This is a genomic window from Pseudomonas sp. NFPP07 (genome assembly GCF_900115645.1).
In the GTDB taxonomy this organism is placed as follows: domain Bacteria; phylum Pseudomonadota; class Gammaproteobacteria; order Pseudomonadales; family Pseudomonadaceae; genus Aquipseudomonas; species Aquipseudomonas chlororaphis.
In genome coordinates, this window is record NZ_FOXG01000006.1 from 514727 (window position 1) to 534347 (window position 19621).

The window sequence follows — 19621 nt, forward strand, 5'->3', positions numbered from 1 at the left end:
CGTGATGACCTGTAGCCGCTGCCGCAGGCTGCGATCGCGACCGAAGGGCGCGCAAGGCCTCAAGATCGCCGAAGGCCTCCGGCCTTATCGCAGCCTGCGGCAGCGGCTACAGGGTGTTGTCCGTGAAACTGAGCACGTTGCTCTTCTGTAGGAGCGAGCGGGCGGCGATCCGACTTGCCCGCGATGGCGGCGCATCAGGCACACCGCTTTTTCAGCGGCGGCGCATCAGGCCGATAAAGAACAGCCCGCCAATGGCCGCGGTGGCCACGCCTATGGGCAGGTCTTCGGGGGCGATCAGGGTGCGGGCGGCGACATCGACCCAGACCAGGAACACACTGCCCAGCAGCACGCACACCGGCAACAGCCGCCGATGCTCGGCGCCCACCAGACGCCGGGCAATGTGCGGCACCATCAGCCCGACGAAGCCGATGGAGCCGCTGATGGACACCAGCACCCCGGTCATCAGCGAGGCGATCAAGAACACCCGCAGCCGCACGTTGCGGGCATTCAGGCCGAGGGTCACCGCGGTCTGCTCGCCGGCCATCAGCGCGTTCAACGGCCGTGCCATGCCCAGCAGCAGGACCAGCCCGAGCAGCACGCTGGCCGCCGGTACCGCGAGCAGTTCCCAGCGCGCCAGGCCCAGCCCGCCGAGCATCCAGAACATCACCGCCGAGCTGGCGCGGTGGTCGCCCATGAACAGCAGCAGGTTGGCCACCGCCATCATCACGAAGGACACCGCCACCCCGCACAACAGCAGGCGGTCGCTGTCGAGCCGGCCGTGGCGCGCGGCGATGCCGAGCACCAGCAGCATGCTCGCCAACGCGCCGATAAAGGCGGCGATGGGCAGGGTCAGCAGGCCGACGATTTCACCCACATGCAGCACCACGATCACCGCGCCCAGGGTGGCGCCGGAGGTCACGCCGAGCAGGTGCGGGTCGGCCAGCGGATTGCGCGTCACTGCTTGCAGCACCGCGCCGATCAAGGCCAGCCCGGCACCGACCAGGGCCCCGAGCAGCATGCGCGGCACGCGGATCAGCCAGACGATATGCTCCTGCCCGGCGCTCCAGTCCGCCTCGCCCAGGCCGAGGGTCTTGTGCAGCAGGATGCGCCAGACCACGTCCACCGGCACCCGCGCCGAGCCGAAACCCAGGGACAATACGCAGGACGCCAGCAGCAACGCGCCGAGGGCAGTCAGCAACAAGGCATAACGACGATCGATCATGCGCCGTGGAAACCCTTGGCGAGGGTTTGCACCGCTTCGACGTTATCGATGCCCGGCGTGGCCTGCACGTAGGGAATCACGATGAAGCGCTGGTTGCGGATCGCATCCACCGATTGCAGGGTCTTGTTGTTGAGCAGGAACTGCTGTTTCTGTTCGGCAGTGACTTCGCTGTAGTCGACGATCACGATCACCTGCGGGTTGCGTTCGACCACGGTTTCCCAGTTGACCCGGGTCCAGCTGGCCTCGACGTCGTCGAGGATGTTGCGCCCGCCGGCGGCGTCGATCAGCGCCTGGGGCATGCCCAGGCGGCCGGAGGTCATGGCGCGGTCTTCGCCGCTGTCGTAGAGGAACACCCGCGGTTTTTCCGTGGGCAGGTCCTGTTGGATCGCGTCGACCTGTTGCTGCATCTCGGCGATCAACTGGTTGGCACGGTCCTGCACATCGAAGATCCGTCCCAGGTTGCGCAGGTCGTTGTAGGTGTCGTCGAGGCTGGCGGCCGGGCGCTTCATCACGAAGGCGCAGGACTCGGTCAGCTCCAGCACATTGATGCCCAGCGGCATCAGGGTCTGTGGGGTCAGGTCGCCGCCGACGCGCATGCCGTAGTCCCAGCCGGCGAAGAAGAAATCGACATTGGCGTCGAGCAGGGTTTCCACCGACGGGTACTTGGCCGCCAGCTCCGGCAGGCCGTCGAGGATGGCCTGCATCTCGGGCGTCACCGCCTTCCAGCCGCTGATGCCGCTGTAGCCGACCATGCGCGACTTGAGGCCCAGGGCGAGCATCATCTGGGTCATGTTGATGTCGTGGCTCAGGGCGTGCTTGGGTGCTTCCTTGAAGGTCACCTCGCGGTTGCAACTGTGGACGGTCAGCGGGTAACGGGTGGCTTCGGCGCAGGCCTGGCCGGCGAGCAGCGACAGGGCCAGGCCGGCAGGGATCAGGCAGTTGAGAGAGACGCGCGGGGTCATGGTTGGGTTATCCAGGTGATTCGTGGGTAGCCGGACAGCGGGTGTCGGTCGACCAGGGCGTCGACGCCGAACACCTCGCGCAGCAGCGTGACCGTCAGCACTTGCTCGGGCGTGCCGCTGGCGACGATGCGTCCGTGATCGATCACGTACAGGCGATCGCAGAAGGCGGCGGCCAGGTTCAGGTCGTGGATGCTGGCGAGGGTGCCGATGCCCAGGCGCTTGACCCGTTGCAGCAGCTCCAACTGGTAGCGCGGGTCGAGGTGGTTGGTCGGTTCGTCGAGGATCAGCAGTTGCGGTTGCTGGGCCAGGGCGCGGGCCAGGATCACCCGCTGCTTTTCCCCGCCGGACAAGGTGGCGAAGGCATGCGCCTCGAAACCCAGCAGGCCCACCGACTCCAGCGCCTGGCGGGCGATGGTGCGGTCTGCGGTGCTGTCGCCGTCGAACAGGCCCTTGTGCGGGGTGCGGCCCATGGCGACCACTTCTGCGACGGTCAGGCCGAAGGCCTCGGGGAACTCCTGCAACACCACGGCGATGCGTTGCGCGCACCAGCGCGGCGTCTGCTTCCAGACGTTGTAGTGATCGAGCCGGACTTCGCCCTGGTCCGGCCGGCTGAAGCGATAGCTGCAGCGCAGCAGGCTGGTCTTGCCGCTGCCGTTGGGCCCGATCAGCCCGACGAACTCCCCCGGCGCCACGCGCAGGCTGGCCTCACGCAGCTGGAACTGGTGATGACAGTGGCCCTGGCCCAGGGGTGTCCAGGCCAGGTTGGTGAGGTTCAGCGAGGTCATGCGGGGTCCATATGATTCCTTGTAGCCGCTGCCGAAGGCTGCGATAAGGCCGAAGGCCTTCGGCGATCTTGAGGCCTTGCGCGCCCTTCGGTCGCGATCGCAGCCTTCGGCGGCTACAGGTATTGGTTAAAAGGTGTAATCGGCGGTCACGAAAAACGACCGTGGTTCGCCGAGGATCCATTGCTGGCCCTCATTGTATTGGCTTTGCGCGTACTGCCGGTCGAACAGATTGTTCAGCTGCAAACCGAAGGTGGTGTCGCGCAGGGCTTTCCACGACAACACCGCGTCGACCACGGTGTAGCTGGGCAGCTCGTTGCGGTTGGCCAGGTCGGCGTAGCGGGCATCGACATAACGCACCCCGGCGCCGGCCCGCAGGTTATCGGTCACCGCCTTGTTCAGCCACAGGTTGGCGGTACGCCGTGGCACGTCCACCGGGCGATTGCCGCTGCGCGAGACGAACTGGTTGCCGACCTGCTCTTGGAAGTCGTCGTACCGGGCCTTGACGATGGCGGCATTGGCTTGCAGTTGCCAGGCGTGGGGCAGTTGCAGGTCGAGGCTGGCCTCCAGGCCGCGGGACGACTGCTGGCCGACCTGCTGCTTGAGCGTCGGGTTGCCCGGGTCGTCGGTCAGCAGCTTCTTCTTGACGATGTGATAGGCCGCCAGGGTCCATTCGCCGCGCTGGTCCCAGAACATCTGCTTGAGGCCGATCTCGCTCTGCCGGGCGCGGGCCAGGTCGTATTGCTGCTGGCTCGGGCTCAGGGAAATCAGGCCGCCGACGCCGTCGGTGCTGGTGGCGTACTGGCCGTAGAACGAGGTGTCCGGCGTCAGCGCGAACACTAGCCCGGCCTTCCAGTTGTTGCCGGTCAGGGTCTTGTCGCTCTGGCTGCCGTCCACCAGGTTGTCGCGATCCACCTGCACGTAGTCGCGGCGCACGCCGGTCACCAGCGACCAGCGCTCGCTCAGTTGGGTACGGTTTTCGGCGAAGGCCGACATCTGTTTGGTGGTGCTCTGGAATTGCGGGCGATAGGCCGAGGCGCTGTCGAAGCGGCCCTTGTCCGGGTGTTGCAGATCCAGTGGCTGGCCATCCGGCAGCACATCCTTGAACGGCGAGTTGCTGTTGAGCAGGAAGCGGATGCGGTTGTAATCGACCCCGGCCAGGGTCTGGCTGTCGAGGCCGAACAGGCTGTGCTTGAAGGTGAAGGTCTGGCGATCGCCGACCTGCTCCTGCTGGTGCTTGATGGCGAAATTGCCGCTGCGCAGAAGCTGCTGGCCGGCGGTGTCCCAGCTGTAGTTTTCGGCGTTCTGCCAGCGGCGCTGGGCCTTGAGGTAATACAGCTCGTTGCTGGCGCTGACGGCGTCGGAGAGCTGCCACTCGCTGGTCAGGCGCGTCCACTGATCGTTGTAGTGCTGCTTGTCGTTGCCGATGTTGTAGTTCTTGTCCCGCAGGCCCTCATGGAAGCGGCCATTGACCAGCGGGGTGCCGAAATCATTCATCGGCTGCTGGTCGCCGTAGTCGTGGGCGAGGGTGAACGCCAGGTCGTCCGTGGCCTGCCAGCGCAGCGCCGCGCTGATGAAGTCGCTGGCGCTGTCGCCGCGATCGATCCAGCCGTTGCTGCGCAGGCGGTTGAGGTTCAGGCGATAGCTCAGGGTGTCGCTCAGCGAGCCGCCGCTGTCGAGGGCCTGCTGCTGGCTGTCGTAGGAGCCATAGCCGAGGCGCAGGTGGTTTTCGATCTCGCCGGCGAAGGGTTTCTTCGGGATCACGTTGACCACCGCACCGGTGGCGCCTTCGCCATACAGCACCGAGGCCGGGCCGCGCAGCACATCCACCCGTTCCACCGACCAGGTGTCCACCGGGAAAGTCACGGTGCCCATGCCGCTGTACAGGCGATTGCCGTCATACAACTGCATCACCGAACCCTGGCCGGTAAAGCCGCGCGCCGACAACGAAGTGCCGCCGTCGCCGGGCGTGCCGGTACGGCTGATCCCGGTGCCGCGCGACACCGCGTCCTGCACGCTGCGGTCGCCCCGCTGGCGAATGCGCTCGCCGCTCAGGCTCTCGGTGCTGGCCGGGGTTTGCAGGGCGCTCAGGCCCAGGCGCGAACCGGCGGTGGTCGGGGTTTGCAGGCTGATGTCCAGCGCGTCGATGGCGGGCGCGCTGATGGTGCCGGTGGGCAGCGTCAGGGGCGCGTCGTCGGCCTGGGCGGGGTGATTCAGGGCCAGCAGGCAGAGGCTGGACGCCAGGAGCTTAGTTGTCGGGCGGTTCATCGGGGCGGCTGAGTCGCTTCTTCGAGAGGGTTACCCGCAGCATGGGTGGCTGCGGGTAGGGGATCTTACACTTTAATGTTACAAAGTAACATTATGTGTGTCGGAAATTGAACCGACAGCAGTCTACAGATCCCTCTAAACCGCGCATCTCGCCTGATTCATGATGAAGATGAGGCCGATTCAGTCGAGCGGTTCCAGCGCGACAACAGCACGCGATCCAGCAGCCACACGGCCACCAGCGAGGCCCCGACCAGGGGAAAGGCCACGGCCAGCGCGAGCATGATCGCCATCGCGGTTTTCCATTTCGGCAGGTCATGGCGCAGCGGCGGTACACCGAGGCGCCCCTGGGGACGACGCTTCCACCAGATCACCAGGCCGCTGACGGCGCTCAGCAGAATCATCAGGCAGATCAGCAGCACCACGATCTGGTTGAACGGGCCGAACATCTTGCCTTCGTGCAGCATCACCCCGACTTCGGTGGCGCGGGCGACGTTGCTGTACTGCTGCCAGCGCACATCGGCCAGGACCTTGCCGGTGTACTGGTCGACATGCAGGGTGGCGTCGTTGCGTGGGTCGTCGGCGAACACGGCAATGGTGAACACGCCGCTGGCGCTGGTCGGCAAGGTGATGCTGTAACCGGCTTCGACCTGGCGCTGGGTGGCGATGTCCTGCACCTGCTGCAGGCTGACCGCGGGCGCCGCCGGACCTTCGTGCGCGGCGCCGTGGGCCATGTGTTCGGCATGGTCGCCGGACATCGGCATCGGTGTGTTCTCCATGGCCCAGGGTACGGTCTGGCGGCTGGCGGTGTTGAGCTCGCCGGCCTGCTGGTCGGACTTGGGCACGTCGTTCCACATCGCCGCCGGGAAGCGATTCCACAGCTCGGCGTATTGCTTGCCCCAGAAGCCGGTCCAGGTCATGCCGCTGAGCAGCATCACCAGCAGGAACGCCGCGCCCCAGAAGCCGACCACGGCGTGCAGGTCGCGCCACAGCACACGCCCACGGCTGCTGAACCGCGGCCACAACACCCCGGCCGAAGACTTGCCGCGCGGCCACCACAGGTACAGCCCGGACACCACCAGGACGATGCCCCAGCCCGCCGCCAGCTCCACCAGACGGTCGCCGAGGGTGCCGATCATCAGCTCGCCATGAATGGCCCGGGCGATGGCTTGCAGATTGTTCTTGGCGTCTTGCTCGCCAAGGATGTTGCCGTGGTAAGGGTCGACGAACACATTGAGTTCGCCACCTTCCTTCTGCACCACGAACTGCGCGCTGCGTCCGGCTTCGAGCGGCGGCAGGTACTGTTTGACATGGCCTTGGGGATACGCGGCCCGGACCCGCTGGAGCTGCTCATCGGCGCTGAGCATGTGGTGCCCCGCTGGCACCTGCAGCAGGTGGCCGTACATCAGCGGGTCGAGCTGGGGTTTGAACAGGTAGATGATCCCGGTCAGGGACAGCATCACCATGAACGGGGCCACGAACAGCCCGGCGTAGAAATGCCAGCGCCAGGCCAGGTTGTAGAAAGACACTTTCGGTTGGCTCATCAGGGAACGCTCCGCATGGGCAATTATTCTCTGTAGCCGCTGCCCATAGGCGGCGATCGGCCGGAACGGCCGCAACGTACTCAATAGCGCTGAAGGCCTTCGGCCTTATCGCAGCCCTTCGGCAGCGGCTCCATTTGTTGTTGTGTTTAGAAGCTCAGATCCACCTTGGTCCAGAGCGTGCGCCCCGGTTCGTTGATGGCTTGCGGGTCATTGGCCGGGTAGCCGAACCCGGCGTTGCCGGCCAGGTTCAGGTGCTCGGCGTAGGCCTTGCCGAACAGGTTGTCGACGCCGGTGCTGACCTTCAGGTTCTTGTTGATCCGGTAGGCGCCGTTGAGCGAGAACACGCCGAAGCCGCCGCTCTTGCCGAAGTCCTTGCCGACCACGTTGCCCTTGTTTTCATCGATGCGGTTCTGCGCCGCCACCACCCGCCACAGGGCACCTGCGCTCCAGTTGTCCGCGCTGTAGGTCAGGCCGAAACGCGCGTCCAGCGGCGGCATCTGCGGTAGCGGCGAGCCGTCGCTGCTGTTCTTGCCCCAGGCGTAGGCGAGGGTGGCGTCGGCCTTCCAGTTGTCGGTCAGTTTGTAGGCCGCGCCGAGCTCGCCGCCCATGATGCGGGCGTCGATGTTCTCGGCTTGCGAGGTCATGCCCATCATCCCGGGGCGGTAGTTGAACAGGATGTAGTCGCGTACCTGGCCGATGTAGCCCGAGGCCCAGGCTTCCAGTTCCGCGGTCTTGTATTGCAGGCCGAAGTCGAGCTGGGTGGTCTTTTCCGGCTTGATCGAATCGAAGGCGTTGAGCGATCCGGCCGGGCCCACTTTCGGCGAGAACAGCTCCCAGTAATCCGGGAAGCGTTGCGCGTGGCCGAGGCCGGCATAGACCGTGGTCGGGCTGTCGGCCAGGTCATGCTCATAGCGGATGAAACCGCTGGGCAGGGTGTCGGCGCGGGTATCGCCGGCGGTCGGATTGGGCCGGGTCATCATTCCGGAGCCGCTGCTCTGGCGATAATCCTTGGCCGAGGCGCGGTCCACTCGGGCGCCGCTGATCAGCCGGTCGCGATCGGCGGCGTACCAGGTCAGTTCGCCGAATGCGCCGTAATTATGGAAGTCGGCGTCCTTGGTGCGTGGCTGGTCCTTATAGGTGTCGATCCCCATGCCTTTGCGCTGACGGTGCTCGTTGGTCTGCGCATCGATACCGCTGATCAACTGCACATCGGCCCAGCGCCAGGTGGCCTTGATCCGCGCGCCGAGGGTGCGGCGGTCGACGTTGCTGGCCATGGGGCCGGCCATCATTCCGGTGCCGGACGGCGTGCGCAGGCTGTAGTTGTCCATCACGTGGTCGGCGTAGTTGTAGTAGACCTGCGCCTCGACCTTATCCAGCACCTCGCCGATATTGGAACGCTCGAAACGCAGGCCCAGGCTTTCCCGCTTGAACTGCGAGCCGTCCATACCGCGCCCGGCGTAACGCGCTTCGCCGTCGCCCTTGCCGGCGGTGAGTTCCAGCAGGGTGTCGGCGTCCGGGGTCCAGCCCACGGCGACGTCACCGTTCCACTTGTCGTAGCGCGACGGCACGGTGTCGTTGTTGCCGTCCTTGTAGTCGTCGGAATGGGCCTGGTTGCCGATCACCCGCACGTAACCCAGCGGTCCGCCGGCGGCGGCATCCACCACCTTGTCGAAGCGGCCGTTGGAGCCGGCCAGGACGCTGGCGTTGACCCGGGTACCCAGCTCGCCGAAGTTTTCCGGCTCGCGGTCGAAGAGGATGGTCCCGGCCGAAGCGCCCGGCCCCCAGAGCACGGTTTGCGGGCCTTTGATCACCGTCAGCTTGTCGTAGGTTTCCGGCGAGATATAGGAGGTCGGCGCGTCCATGCGGCCGGGGCAGGCGCCGAGCATCATGCCGCCGTTGGTGAGGATGTTCAGGCGCGAGCCGAACATGCCGCGCAGCACCGGGTCGCCGTTGGTGCCGCCGTTGCGCACCAGGGCGAAGCCGGGAATGGTCTTCAGGTAGTCGCCGCCATCGCTGGCCGGGACTGGTTGGCGCGGATCCTTGGGGTTGGTGACCACGGTCAGCGGTGAGCTGGGGGCGATGGCGGTGATTACCGTCGGGCTCAGTTCTTCGCCATGCTGGCTGTGATCCAGCGGCTGTTCGGCCGCCAGGGCCAGCGGCGTGAGCAGGGCGCCGCAGAGCAGGGCGATGGCGTGGCTGAAACGTACGCGAGGTTGGTTCAGGGCAAAGGTAGCGGGGGCCTGGGCGGAGCACAGGCGAGTGTCAGCAGAAAACCTGGACATAAAGGTTCCATCAATCATTTCGTAAACAACACGGCCAGCAGCCTGCGGCTGTCTTTTCTACAGTCGGCCGGGTGAAGTGCGGTTGAGGGGTTTACGCAATGACAGGTGGCGCGCGGGTCCGGGCGCCGGGGAACACCGTTTGCCGGGCATGTCCCAGGCGCGGCGAGGGGGTGAGGAAGTGGCTGGATGGCGAATTGTCGAGCGCCGTGAACGACAGGCTGCCAGGCAGTGCCGGGCAGTTGAACAGCAGGCTGCAATAGCCGCATTTTTCCCAGAGCGCATGGTGTTCGCCCTGGACCTTGCCGTGCTCCGCGCCGTGAGGGTTTTCACCGTGGCAGCCGGGCTCGCCCATGTCCATCGACATGGACAGGTTCATCGGCATGGCCTGATCCATCGGCATCGACTGGGAAATCAGCGGACCGATAAAGATCATCAGCATGGCGAACAGGCTGATCCAGCTGCCGCGCCGTACTTTCACGGGCGTGCGCACGGATCGCCGGGTGCCGGGCGAGCGCAAGGCGTTCACGGTAACGATGGCCGGGGGCTTATTGGGCGTGCATGTGTTCCTGGCTGCCCGCGGGCGCCTGCTTCTGCACCGCCACTTCGACCGTGACGTCGCCGGATTTCTCGAAGTGCAGGGTCAGCGGGAAGCGCTTGCCGTCGCTGAGCAGGCTGCGGTCTTTGAGCTCCAGCAGCATCACGTGATAGGCCATGGGGGCGAAGGTGACGGTCGCGCCCGGGGCGATCGCCACATTGGGCACCTGCTGCATTTTCATCAGGTCGCCCTGCTGCACGTGTTCATGCAGCTCGGCCTTGCCCGCGATCGGCGAGTCGACGCCGAGCAGGCGGTCGGCATTCTTGCCGGTGTTGTGAATGACGAAATAGGCCGCCACCGTCGGAGCGTTGGGCGGCAGCTCCTGCGACCAGGGGTGGGCAATCTGCAACTCGCCAGCCTGGTATTCATGGGCGGCGGCAAAACCAGCGGGCAACAGCAGGGCGGCCAGCAGCAGGGCTTGCAAGGCCTGTACGGATTTCAACATGGCAGTTCTCCAGAACGATTCGACACGCAGATCAATTGCGAGGTGGAATCAGACCAGAGGTGAAGCGCGGGGATTGAGGCTCGGCCATTGCTGGCGTGGCGTGGGCATGACCAGCGCGGGTGGCGCGACGCTGCGGTTGGACTCGAAACGGGCGAAATACAACTGCGGCGCATGGCCTGGCAGGGCGACCAGGGGCGCCGAGCCGGAACAGCACCAGCAGTGCTGCATGGTGGAGTGATCGTCGTTCTGCGGGGCTTGCTGTTCCAGCTTGCCCAGGGAGATCGCCACCAGCTTGGTGCCGCTGGAGGAACAGAAGCTGCCCCACAACAGTTGCTCGGCAGGTGCTCGATCGCTCTGCTGCAGGGCTCCCGAAAGCGGCATGGCAAGCATGTTGAACAGCACTGCGAAGCAGGCGATCCAGGCAAATGCGAGCCGTTGTCGGGACATGGTGACGATCCGTCAGGTTGAGCGAACAGGGGGGTATTTAGCCTGATCGCTGTGGATAAGTAAAAAGGCGCCGTGCGGTGTGGTGTCGCAGAGCCACCTGGATTGGCCGTTCCTCAGTGGGCCGGTACCGCGCGGACCTCGATGGCCACGCCGAGCTTGGCGCGGATGGCGGCGAAGATCGCGGCCAGGTTGTCCATGCTCGGGTTGCCGCTGGCGGACAGCATGCGATGCAGGCTCTTGCTGGGCTTGGCGGTCTCGCGGGCCAGGGCTTCGAAGCCGACGGTGGCGTTGACCAGGTCGCGCAGAATGATCCGCGACATCTCCGGTTCGCCGTTGAGAAACAGCGTAGCAGCCTCGTCCAGCAGCGCCTGGGAAAACGCCGGGTCGCGCTCGGCGCGTTCGGCAATGCTGTGCTTGAAGCTTCGAGTCAGTGCCATGGGTGTCACCTCGTTTTCAGTTCGGCCTTCTTGCGGTGATGGAATTCGGCGATCAGTTTCTTCGCCTGCCTGATGTCGGCCTGCTGGGTGGACTTGTCGCCACCGCCAAACAGGATCACCAGGTGCCGGCCTTCCTGGATCAGGTAGATCCTGTAGCCGGGGCCCCAATCGATGCGGTATTCGCCAAGCCCGTCGAACCACTTGATGTTGGATGTGTTGCCCATTTCCAGGCGCAGCAGCGCGGTGGAAACCTTGACGGCTGCCTGGGTATCCAGCGTTTCGAACCAGCGACCGAAGGGGCTGCGCTGGTTCTCTTGCTGGTATTCCTCGACTGTAATCATCGTCGGCCTTAAAGGTAACAAATAAGTTACTATATGGGTAGGCCTTTGATCGTGCCGCAAAGCCTGTCCGTGGCCAACGCCGCAAGTGTTTCCTCTGTCTTCAATACGCGAAGGTCCCGTGGCGCGGCGGCCAGGGCTGCGTCCTACCGTTCAGCGGGGGACTTGGTAACTCGATGTATCGGCCGGGTTTTGCGCGGCCAGGCGGTCAGCGCAGGGCCTGGAGCAACTCGCCCAGGTCATGGAATTCCCGATCGACGGCTGGCAACGACGGCCGTTGCAGGATCAGCACCGGCACCCCACGTTCGCGCGCCACTTCCAGCTTGGGTTCGGTGGCGCTGCTGCCGCTGTTCTTGCTGATCAGCACGTCGATACGGCGGCGTTCGAACAGCTCGCGTTCGCTGTCGATCAGGAAGGGGCCGCGTGCGCCTATCACTTCGCACCGGTCATTGCCGGGGTACGGGTCGAGGGCGCGCAGGGTCCAGAACTGTCCGGCGGGGATCTCATGCAGATGCTGCAAGGGCTCGCGGCCCAGGGTGAACAGCGGGCGCTTGAAGGGTTCGAGTGCCTGGACCAGGTCGGCCCAGTCGCGGACTTCGCGCCAGTCGTCACCGGCCTGCGCCTGCCAGGCCGGTCGGCGCAGGGCCCAGCAGGGGATGTCACACAGCTGCGCGGCTGTGGCGGCGTTCTGGCTGATTCTGGCGGCGTAGGGATGAGTGGCGTCCAGCAGCAGCTCGATGCCTTGCTCGCGGATGAACCGGGCCAGGCCCTCGGCGCCGCCATAGCCGCCGACCCGCACCTGGCAGTCCAGGTCAGTGGGCACGCGCCCGATGCCCGCCAGGCTATAGATGTGCTCCGGCCCCAGGGTCCGGGCGATGGCCAGGGCCTCGGTCACGCCGCCCAGCAGCAGTACGCGCTTCATCGAAAAGCGCCGGCATGGCCGACGATGCCGCCCTGGCGATCGATGGCGAAGACTTCGACCTGGACCTGTGGCGGCACCACGCTGCGGGCGAAATCCAGGGCGTGCTGGCACACCGCGTCGCCCAGGGCGATGCCGGCGGCGCTGGCCATGGCCAGCGCTTGCTGGCTGGTGTTGGCGCCGCGGATGGCGCTTTGCAGCACCGGGTCGGCGCCGGCCGCCGCGGCCCATTCGGCCAGTTGCGGCAGGTCGATGCTGGAATGGCGGCTGTGCAGGTCCATGTGCCCGGCCGCGAGCTTGCTGATCTTGCCGAAACCGCCGCACAGGCTGAGTTTGTCTACCGGCACTTTGCGCAGGTGCTTGAGCACGGCGCCGACAAAGTCGCCCATTTCGATCAGGGCGATTTCCGGCAGGTCGTAGACGCGGCGCATGGTGTCTTCGCTGGCGTTGCCGGTACAGGCGGCGATGTGCAGGTAGCCGTTGGTCTTGGCGACATCGATGCCCTGGTGGATCGAGGCGATATAGGCCGCGCAGGAAAACGGCCGCACGATGCCGCTGGTGCCGAGGATCGACAGGCCGCCGAGAATGCCCAGGCGCGGGTTCATGGTTTTCAGCGCCAGGGCTTCGCCATCCTCGACGTTGACCGTGACCTCGAAGCCGCCCTGGTAACCCTGTTCCCGGGCCAGGGTTGCCAGGTGCTCGCTGATCATCCGGCGCGGCACCGGATTGATCGCCGGTTCGCCCACACCCAGCACCAGCCCCGGCCGGGTCACGGTGCCCACGCCTTGGCCGGCGATGAAACGAATGCCGCTGTCCGGGCTCAGGCGGACCTGGGAATAGAGCAGGGCGCCGTGGGTCACGTCGGGGTCGTCGCCGGCATCCTTGATCGTGCCGGCTTCGGCGCCGGTGTCGGTGAGGCGGCAGAACTCCAGGCGCATCTTCACCTGCTTGCCCTTGGGCAGGACGATCTCCACGGCGTCGCTGCTGGCGCCGCCGAGCAACAGGCGCGCCGCCGCCAGGCTGGTGGCGGTGGCGCAGCTGCCGGTGGTCAGGCCGCTGCGCAGCGGGGCGGGTTGTTCCGCCGTTTCTTCACGCATGCTTTATGGCCTTGTGTAGGAGCGAGCTTGCTCGCGATAGCGTTCGCCAGACGGACCGTGTGGCCTGGATCGCGAGCAAGCTCGCTCCTACAGGGGAGGGCAGGGTGCTCATAGCGGTTTGACGAGGTCGAGCAAGGTAATGGGCAGGGCCTGGCGCCAGGTGTCGAAGTCCCCCAGCGGCAAGGCCTGGGCGACATGGATGCGGGTCAGCTCGCCGCCATGCCGTTCGCGCCAGGCCATCAGGGTCGTTTCGCTTTGCAGGGTCACGGCGTTGGCCACCAGCCGGCCACCGGGCTTGAGCCGGGCCCAGCAGGCGTCGAGCACGCCGGGGCGGGTCACGCCGCCGCCGATGAAGATCGCGTCCGGGGCTTCCAGGCCATCCAGCGCCTGGGGCGCGCTGCCGCGAACCAGTTGCAGGCCGGGCACGCCGAGGGCGTCGCGGTTGTGTTCGATCAGTTGCTGGCGGCCTGGGTCGGCTTCGATGGCCAGGGCCCGGCAGCTGGGGTGCGCGCGCATCCACTCGATGCCGATCGAGCCGCTGCCGGCGCCGACATCCCACAACAGTTCGCCGGGCACCGGGGCCAGGCGGGCCAGGGTAATGGCGCGGACATCGCGCTTGGTCAGCTGGCCGTCATGCTGGAAGGCCGAGTCGGGCAAGCCGGCCAGGCGCGACAGGCGCGGCGTATCGGGTTCGGCCAGGCATTCGATGGCCACCAGGTTGAGGTCGGCGATGGCCGGGTCGCTCCAGTCGTTGGCGGTGCCTTCGGTGCGTCGCTCGGCCTCGCCGCCCAGGTGCTCGAGCACGCTGAGCCGGCTTGGGCCGAAACCGCGTTCGCGCAGCAGCGCGGCGATGGCCGAGGGGCTGAGGCCGTCATTGCTCAGGACCAGCAGGCGCACGCCGCTGAACAGCTGGGCGCTGAGGGCGGCCACGGGGCGGGCGACCACCGAGAGCGTCACCACCTCTTGCAGCGGCCAGCCCAGGCGCGCGGCCGCCAGTGAATAAGAGGAAGGCGCGGGCAGGACGTGCATTTCTTCCTGGGCCACCTGCCGCGCCAGGCTGGCGCCGACGCCGAACAGCATCGGGTCACCGCTGGCCAGCACGCACACCGGCTCGCCGCGCTTGGCCAGCACCGGCTCCAGGGAGAATGGGCTCGGCCACAGTTGCCGCTCGCCGCGGATGCACACCGGCAACAGGTCCAGTTGCCGCTGGCCGCCGACGATCCGCGAAGCGCCCAGCAGGGCCCGTCGGGCGTTCTTGCCCAGGCCCTTGAAGCCGTCTTCACCGATTCCCACTACTGTCAGCCAGGGCGACATCGCTATTCCTCGAGGGTAAAACCTGTTCTTCCGACAGGCAGGCTTTTCATGCCTTCGGACAAAGCAGGCATAATACCGCGCCTTCGCCCGCGAAGCGCCTTTCCCACACAGCCGGTCACCCCCTTGAACGAACGCCCGATGTCCACCGCCTTACGCCCCTCGGCCTGTCCGGGGTTGCTGCGTATCGTCCCGGCACTGGACGGCGGTATCTGCCGGATCAAGCTGGCCGGTGGGGCGATTAGCGCCGCCCAGGCCCGCGCGGTGGCCGCTGCGGCCGAGCGGTATGCCGGCGGGGTGATCGAGGCGACTAACCGCGCCAACCTGCAGATTCGCGGGATCGGCGCCGAACATCAGGCGCTGATTGCCGAGCTGCTGGCCGCCGGTCTGGGGCCGACCAGCGCGGCCAGCGATGACGTGCGCAACCTGATGCTCAGCCCCACGGCCGGGATCGACCGCACGATGATCGTCGACACCCGTCCCCTGGCCGGGCAGATTCTCGCCACTGTGCAAAGCCATCCGCGCTTTCATGAGCTGTCGCCCAAGTTCGCCGTGCTGCTCGATGGCGGCGAAGCCCTGGCCATGCTGGAGCATCCCCATGACCTGTGGCTTTCGGCGTTCGAAGGCGCGGGCGAGCCCTGGCTGGCCTTCGGCCTGACCGGCTGCCCTGGAGATCGGCCCCTGGCCAGCGTGGCGCTGGAGGATGGGCTGGCCCTGGTGGTGGCGGTGCTGGAGCTGTTCCTCGACCTGGCCCGCCCCGAACAGACCCGCATGCGCCAGCTGTTGGCGGAGCACTCGGCGGACGCGCTGCTGGTGCAGGTGTCCGCGCGCTTGCCGGGGCCGGTGATCAGGGTGGGCGATTGGCAGCGCGAGGCCCCTTCCGAGCCGCTGCATATCGGCACTTATCCACAGCGGCAACCGGGCCAGGTCTATGTCGGTGCCGTCACGCCCCTGGGGCGGCTGGACCCGTCGATGCTGCGCGGTGCGGCGCAGCTGGCCGAGCAATGGGGCGATGGCAGCCTGAGGTTCACCCCCTGGCAGAGCCTGCTGCTACCGAACCTGCGGGCCGAAGACGCCCCTGAAGTCACGCGCTGCCTGCAACAGCTGGGGTTTCTCTGCTCGCCGCAGCTGCCCCTGACCCACCTGATTGCCTGCACCGGTTCCAGCGGCTGCGGCAAGGCCCTGGCCGATACCAAGGGCGACGCGCTGAAGCTGGCCGCCTTGCTCCAGCGCCACGGCCATCAGCTGGACGTGCACCTGTCCGGCTGCTCGCGTTCCTGCGCCGCCGCCCATGTGGCACCGGCTACCTTGCTGGCCGTCGCTCCCGGTCGTTACGACCTCTATTTTCGCGATGCCGCGCAGCCGGGTTTCGGCACGCTGCACGCACGCAACCTTTCCCTTGAAGCGGCCGGCGCATTGCTCGATGCCCGCCCACGGAGCAACACCCATGATTGATTACATCCGCGACGGTCAGGAGATCTATCGCAACTCCTTCGCGATCATTCGCGAGGAGGCCAGGCTCGATCGCATCCCCGCGGACCTGGAAAAGCTCGCGGTGCGGGTGATCCATGCCTGCGGCATGGTCGATGCCATCGACGGCCTGCAGTTCTCCGAAGGCGCGGGCCAGGCCGGACGCGCTGCCCTGGCGGCCGGCGCGCCGATTCTCTGCGATGCGCGCATGGTGGCCGAAGGCATCACCCGCGCCCGTCTGCCGGCGAACAATCAGGTGATCTGCACCCTGCGCGACGAAAGCGTGCCGGAGCTGGCCCGCGAGCTGGGCAACACCCGCTCGGCGGTGGCCCTGGAACTGTGGCGGCCGTACCTGGAAGGCAGCGTAGTGGTGATCGGCAACGCCCCGACCGCGCTGTTCTACCTGCTGGAAATGCTCGACGCCGGCGCGCCGAAACCGGCGCTGATCCTCGGCTTCCCGGTAGGCTTCGTCGGCGCGGCCGAGTCCAAGGCGATGCTCGCCGCCGACAGCCGCGGCGTGCCTTTTGTGATCATGCAAGGTCGCCTGGGCGGCAGCGCCATGGCCGCCGCCGCCGTCAACGCCCTGGCCACGGAGATCGAATGATGCAGCAACCTGGACGTTTGATCGGCCTGGGCGTCGGCCCCGGTGATCCGGAACTGATTACCGTCAAGGCCCTGCGCCTGCTGCGCGAATCGCCGGTGGTGGCGTACTTCGTCGCCAAGGGTAAAAAGGGCAATGCCTTCGGCATCATCGAAGCGCATTTGCAAGGCGCGCAGACCCTGGTGCCGCTGGTCTACCCGGTGACCACCGAGGTGCTGCCGGCGCCTTTGTCCTACGAGCAAGTGATCAGCGACTTCTACGACAGCGCCGCCGAAGACTTGGCCAGGCATCTGGACGCCGGCCGCGATGTGGCGGTGATCTGTGAAGGCGACCCGTTCTTCTACGGCTCCTACATGTACCTGCACGACCGCCTGGCCGAGCGTTACCCCGCCGAAGTGGTGCCGGGGGTGTGCTCGATGCTCGGTGGCGCCTCGGTGCTGGGCGCGCCGCTGGTGTATCGCAACCAGAGCCTGTCGGTGCTCTCCGGCGTGTTGCCCCATGACGAACTCAAGCGCCGCCTGGCCGATGCCGACGCGGCGGTGGTGATGAAGCTGGGGCGCAACTTCCCCAAGGTGCGCCAGGTGCTCGAAGAGCTGGGCCTGGCCGAGCGCGCGCTGTACGTCGAGCGAGCGACCATGGCCAACCAGAAGATCGTGCCGCTGGATGAAGTGCAGCCGATGTCCTCGCCGTATTTCTCGTTGATCATCGTGCCCGGTGAAAGGTGGCAAGGTTGATGGCCCGTCCCGCACCGGCCATCGTCATCCTTGGCCAAGGCAGCCTGGCGACTGCGCGCAAACTTCAGCAGCTGTACCCGGACGCGCTGATCCACGGCCTTGCCGAACGGGTCGAGGGCGCCGACCGCCCGTACCAGGAGTTTGGCGCGACCCTGCGTCAGCTGTATCAACAGGACACGCCGATCATCGCCCTGTGCGCCGCGGGCATCGTCATCCGCACCCTGGCGCCGCTGCTGCTGGAGAAGGGCGCGGAGCCGCCGGTGCTGGCCGTGGCCGAAGACGGCAGCGCCGTGGTGCCGTTGCTCGGTGGCCTGGGCGGAGTGAACGTCATGGCCCGGGAAATCGCCGCCGGGCTGGGTGTGGCGGCGGCCATCACCACCAGCGGCGAGCTGCGCTTCGGCACCTGCCTGCTCAACCCGCCCAGCGGTTATGCCCTGGGCGATCTGGAACTGGGCAAGCGTTTCGTCTCCGATCTGCTGGGCGGTGAAAGCGTGCGCATCGAAGGCGCCGCGCCCTGGCTGGCCGAGGCCCGGTTGCCGGAAGACCGGCACGCCCGGCTGACCATCCGCGTCGGCTCGGCCGAGCGCGAGCCCGCTGCCAACGAACTGCTGATCTACCCGCGCAGTGTGCTGATCGCCTGCAACGGCAAGATCGCGGGTGCCGATGCGCTGCGCGATGCCTTGCACCAGAAGCACATCGCCGTGCAATCCGTTGCCTGCCTGCTGGCTGCTGACAGTGACATGGCCAGCCCGGCCTTGCGCGAAGCCGCCGCCGACCTGGGCGTGCCCCTGCGTTTCGCCCCGGCGGCGGGCAGCGTCGCCGAGCTGGCGCAACAGGCCGTGCCACAACTATTGCCTCCGCTCAGCGTGGGTGAAGACATCGCCATTGCCGTGGCCAGCCAGCCGCTGGACCCGCAGCAGATCGGCCGCCCCCGTGGCCGCCTGGCGGTGATCGGCCTGGGCCCTGGCGCCGCCGAACTGATGGTGCCGGCGGTGAAAGCCGAACTGGCGCGGGCCAACGATATCCTCGGCTACGAAACCTATGTGCGCATGGCCGGCCCGTTCCGCGCCGACCAAGTCATGCACTGCACCGACAACCGCGAAGAAATGCAGCGTGCCCGTCACGCCTTCGAGCTCGCGGCCCAAGGCCGTTCGGTGGTGGTGGTGTCCTCCGGCGATCCGGGGGTCTTCGCCATGGCCGCGGCGGTGCTGGAAGCGCTGCACGAATCCAGCGAGCCGGGCTGGCATCAGGTCGAGCTGGAAATCCTTCCCGGGGTTTCCGCTTCCCTGGCCACCGCCGCACAGGCTGGCGCGCCCCTGGGCCACGACTTCTGCGTGCTGTCGCTGTCGGACAACCTCAAGCCCTGGGCAATCATCGAGAAGCGCCTGGACCTGGCGTCCCAGGCCGACCTGGCCTTGGCGTTCTATAACCCCATCTCGCGTTCGCGTCCTTGGCAGCTGGGGCGCGCGCTGGAGATCGTGCGCCAGCACCGCACCGCGGATACGCCGGTGGTGCTGGGGCGGGATATCGGGCGTCCGGGGCAGACTTTGCGGGTCACCACCCTGGGTGCCCTGACGCCGGAGCAGGTGGATATGCGCACCATGGTGTTGGTGGGGTCATCCACGACCTGTGTGTTTCCCAAGACTGGAGGTGGGGAGTGGGTGTATACGCCGAGGTGGTACGGGCAGAAGCCTTAGGCAACTTCGAACCGCTGTAGGGGCGAGGTTTGTCTGCGATTTCGGTGGTGGCCTCGCTGGGGGGGTGGGCGGTGTACATATCCGTTTCTGCGGTAACGGCCACTTAGGGTTCCGCCCTTACGGCGGGTCACTTTTGGCAAACGCCCCAAAAGTAACCAAAAGGTCTCGCCGGTATGACTCACCCACATAGGTAACAGAAAAGTTCAAGCACATAGGTAACAGTTTTTAACTGGCAGGGTCGATTCCGAGAAGCTGACCATGCCGTGGCGAGAGCTGAACCCTATGGACCTTAAAGTGATGTTCATTGCCGACTATCTGTCGAGACGCTTTAACTTCCGCGAACTGTGTGCGGCACACAGCATCAGTCGAAAAACGGGCTACAAATGGGTAGCCCGTTACAACGCAGAGGGTGTGCAGGGCCTGGATGAGCGCAGTCGCAGTCGGCATGCTCAGGCACATATCATTCCCTTTGA

19 protein-coding genes are annotated in these 19621 nt (G+C 66.4%); 5 read left to right on the top strand and 14 right to left on the bottom strand.

Annotated elements, in window-relative coordinates; all coding sequences use genetic code 11:
* Positions 1-211 precede the first annotated feature (211 nt).
* From BM019_RS18230 to BM019_RS18295, 14 genes are all read right to left on the bottom strand, one after another.
* Complete coding sequence (locus BM019_RS18230) at positions 212-1222, bottom strand: FecCD family ABC transporter permease (protein WP_053259464.1); 1011 nt, start codon at positions 1220-1222, stop codon at positions 212-214.
* On the bottom strand, positions 1219-2184 hold the full coding sequence (locus tag BM019_RS18235) for an ABC transporter substrate-binding protein (protein ID WP_092419137.1): 966 nt from the start codon (positions 2182-2184) through the stop codon (positions 1219-1221). The genes BM019_RS18230 and BM019_RS18235 overlap by 4 nt, the downstream gene beginning before the upstream one ends.
* Complete coding sequence (locus BM019_RS18240) at positions 2181-2969, bottom strand: ABC transporter ATP-binding protein (RefSeq protein ID WP_092419139.1); 789 nt, start codon at positions 2967-2969, stop codon at positions 2181-2183. The genes BM019_RS18235 and BM019_RS18240 overlap by 4 nt, the downstream gene beginning before the upstream one ends.
* Before the next feature lie 126 nt (positions 2970-3095).
* Positions 3096-5234 carry a TonB-dependent receptor gene (locus tag BM019_RS18245; protein ID WP_092419141.1) on the bottom strand — a complete coding sequence of 713 codons (2139 nt, stop codon included), beginning with the start codon at positions 5232-5234 and terminating at the stop codon, positions 3096-3098.
* A gap of 158 nt (positions 5235-5392) precedes the next feature.
* The gene (locus BM019_RS18250) at positions 5393-6775 is read right to left on the bottom strand and encodes a PepSY-associated TM helix domain-containing protein (protein WP_092419143.1); all 1383 of its coding nucleotides are present in this window, start codon (positions 6773-6775) and stop codon (positions 5393-5395) included.
* A 146-nt stretch (positions 6776-6921) separates the two neighbouring features.
* Positions 6922-9057, bottom strand: coding sequence for a TonB-dependent copper receptor (locus BM019_RS18255; protein ID WP_092419145.1), 2136 nt, complete (start codon positions 9055-9057; stop codon positions 6922-6924).
* A gap of 91 nt (positions 9058-9148) precedes the next feature.
* Entirely contained in the window at positions 9149-9547 is a 399-nt protein-coding gene (locus BM019_RS18260; RefSeq protein ID WP_092419147.1) for a DUF2946 domain-containing protein, read from the bottom strand.
* Between the two features lie 55 nt (positions 9548-9602).
* Positions 9603-10097 (bottom strand): copper chaperone PCu(A)C, encoded by a 495-nt coding sequence (locus tag BM019_RS18265; protein WP_009041965.1) that lies wholly within the window; start codon positions 10095-10097, stop codon positions 9603-9605.
* A 48-nt stretch (positions 10098-10145) separates the two neighbouring features.
* Entirely contained in the window at positions 10146-10544 is a 399-nt protein-coding gene (locus tag BM019_RS18270) for a DUF2946 domain-containing protein (protein WP_092419149.1), read from the bottom strand.
* A gap of 113 nt (positions 10545-10657) precedes the next feature.
* A complete protein-coding gene (locus tag BM019_RS18275) occupies positions 10658-10981 on the bottom strand; it encodes a helix-turn-helix domain-containing transcriptional regulator (RefSeq protein ID WP_007932872.1) in 324 nt (107 codons plus the stop codon).
* Between the two features lie 5 nt (positions 10982-10986).
* Complete coding sequence (locus tag BM019_RS18280) at positions 10987-11322, bottom strand: type II toxin-antitoxin system RelE/ParE family toxin (protein WP_009041967.1); 336 nt, start codon at positions 11320-11322, stop codon at positions 10987-10989.
* Between the two features lie 205 nt (positions 11323-11527).
* Positions 11528-12241 carry a cobalt-precorrin-6A reductase gene (locus BM019_RS18285; RefSeq protein ID WP_092419151.1) on the bottom strand — a complete coding sequence of 238 codons (714 nt, stop codon included), beginning with the start codon at positions 12239-12241 and terminating at the stop codon, positions 11528-11530.
* A complete protein-coding gene (locus BM019_RS18290) occupies positions 12238-13335 on the bottom strand; it encodes a cobalt-precorrin-5B (C(1))-methyltransferase (RefSeq protein WP_092419153.1) in 1098 nt (365 codons plus the stop codon). Before BM019_RS18290 ends, BM019_RS18285 begins: the two co-directional genes overlap by 4 nt.
* 108 nt (positions 13336-13443) lie before the next feature.
* Complete coding sequence (locus BM019_RS18295) at positions 13444-14649, bottom strand: bifunctional cobalt-precorrin-7 (C(5))-methyltransferase/cobalt-precorrin-6B (C(15))-methyltransferase (protein ID WP_062823794.1); 1206 nt, start codon at positions 14647-14649, stop codon at positions 13444-13446.
* A 138-nt stretch (positions 14650-14787) separates the two neighbouring features.
* On the opposite strand from BM019_RS18295, the gene cobG reads away from it, so the two are divergent.
* The 5 genes from cobG to BM019_RS18320 all read left to right on the top strand — a co-directional run.
* The gene (gene cobG, locus BM019_RS18300) at positions 14788-16101 is read left to right on the top strand and encodes a precorrin-3B synthase (RefSeq protein WP_345788665.1); all 1314 of its coding nucleotides are present in this window, start codon (positions 14788-14790) and stop codon (positions 16099-16101) included.
* Entirely contained in the window at positions 16094-16720 is a 627-nt protein-coding gene (locus tag BM019_RS18305) for a precorrin-8X methylmutase (protein WP_007932940.1), read from the top strand. Before cobG ends, BM019_RS18305 begins: the two co-directional genes overlap by 8 nt.
* Complete coding sequence (locus tag BM019_RS18310; RefSeq protein WP_085533687.1) at positions 16720-17451, top strand: precorrin-2 C(20)-methyltransferase; 732 nt, start codon at positions 16720-16722, stop codon at positions 17449-17451. The genes BM019_RS18305 and BM019_RS18310 overlap by 1 nt, the downstream gene beginning before the upstream one ends.
* A complete protein-coding gene (cobJ, locus tag BM019_RS18315) occupies positions 17451-19148 on the top strand; it encodes a precorrin-3B C(17)-methyltransferase (protein ID WP_092419157.1) in 1698 nt (565 codons plus the stop codon). Before BM019_RS18310 ends, cobJ begins: the two co-directional genes overlap by 1 nt.
* A gap of 258 nt (positions 19149-19406) precedes the next feature.
* A partial coding sequence (locus BM019_RS18320) for a helix-turn-helix domain-containing protein (protein WP_139217379.1) occupies positions 19407-19621 on the top strand: 215 nt, incomplete at its 3' end.

What these genes read in the sequence shown, in the direction of transcription:
- BM019_RS18275 (WP_007932872.1), bottom strand. Translation starts at nt 10,981, where the DNA reads ATGGCACTGACTCGAAGCTTCAAGCACAGCATTGCCGAACGCGCCGAG.
- BM019_RS18290 (WP_092419153.1), bottom strand. Translation starts at nt 13,335, where the DNA reads ATGCGTGAAGAAACGGCGGAACAACCCGCCCCGCTGCGCAGCGGCCTG.
- BM019_RS18265 (WP_009041965.1), bottom strand. Translation starts at nt 10,097, where the DNA reads ATGTTGAAATCCGTACAGGCCTTGCAAGCCCTGCTGCTGGCCGCCCTG.
- BM019_RS18305 (WP_007932940.1), top strand. Translation starts at nt 16,094, where the DNA reads ATGATTGATTACATCCGCGACGGTCAGGAGATCTATCGCAACTCCTTC.
- BM019_RS18235 (WP_092419137.1), bottom strand. Translation starts at nt 2,184, where the DNA reads ATGACCCCGCGCGTCTCTCTCAACTGCCTGATCCCTGCCGGCCTGGCC.
- BM019_RS18310 (WP_085533687.1), top strand. Translation starts at nt 16,720, where the DNA reads ATGCAGCAACCTGGACGTTTGATCGGCCTGGGCGTCGGCCCCGGTGAT.
- BM019_RS18270 (WP_092419149.1), bottom strand. Translation starts at nt 10,544, where the DNA reads ATGTCCCGACAACGGCTCGCATTTGCCTGGATCGCCTGCTTCGCAGTG.
- BM019_RS18285 (WP_092419151.1), bottom strand. Translation starts at nt 12,241, where the DNA reads ATGAAGCGCGTACTGCTGCTGGGCGGCGTGACCGAGGCCCTGGCCATC.
- cobG (WP_345788665.1), top strand. Translation starts at nt 14,788, where the DNA reads ATGTCCACCGCCTTACGCCCCTCGGCCTGTCCGGGGTTGCTGCGTATC.
- BM019_RS18230 (WP_053259464.1), bottom strand. Translation starts at nt 1,222, where the DNA reads ATGATCGATCGTCGTTATGCCTTGTTGCTGACTGCCCTCGGCGCGTTG.
- BM019_RS18280 (WP_009041967.1), bottom strand. Translation starts at nt 11,322, where the DNA reads ATGATTACAGTCGAGGAATACCAGCAAGAGAACCAGCGCAGCCCCTTC.
- BM019_RS18255 (WP_092419145.1), bottom strand. Translation starts at nt 9,057, where the DNA reads ATGTCCAGGTTTTCTGCTGACACTCGCCTGTGCTCCGCCCAGGCCCCC.
- BM019_RS18295 (WP_062823794.1), bottom strand. Translation starts at nt 14,649, where the DNA reads ATGTCGCCCTGGCTGACAGTAGTGGGAATCGGTGAAGACGGCTTCAAG.
- BM019_RS18250 (WP_092419143.1), bottom strand. Translation starts at nt 6,775, where the DNA reads ATGAGCCAACCGAAAGTGTCTTTCTACAACCTGGCCTGGCGCTGGCAT.
- BM019_RS18240 (WP_092419139.1), bottom strand. Translation starts at nt 2,969, where the DNA reads ATGACCTCGCTGAACCTCACCAACCTGGCCTGGACACCCCTGGGCCAG.
- cobJ (WP_092419157.1), top strand. Translation starts at nt 17,451, where the DNA reads ATGGCCCGTCCCGCACCGGCCATCGTCATCCTTGGCCAAGGCAGCCTG.
- BM019_RS18245 (WP_092419141.1), bottom strand. Translation starts at nt 5,234, where the DNA reads ATGAACCGCCCGACAACTAAGCTCCTGGCGTCCAGCCTCTGCCTGCTG.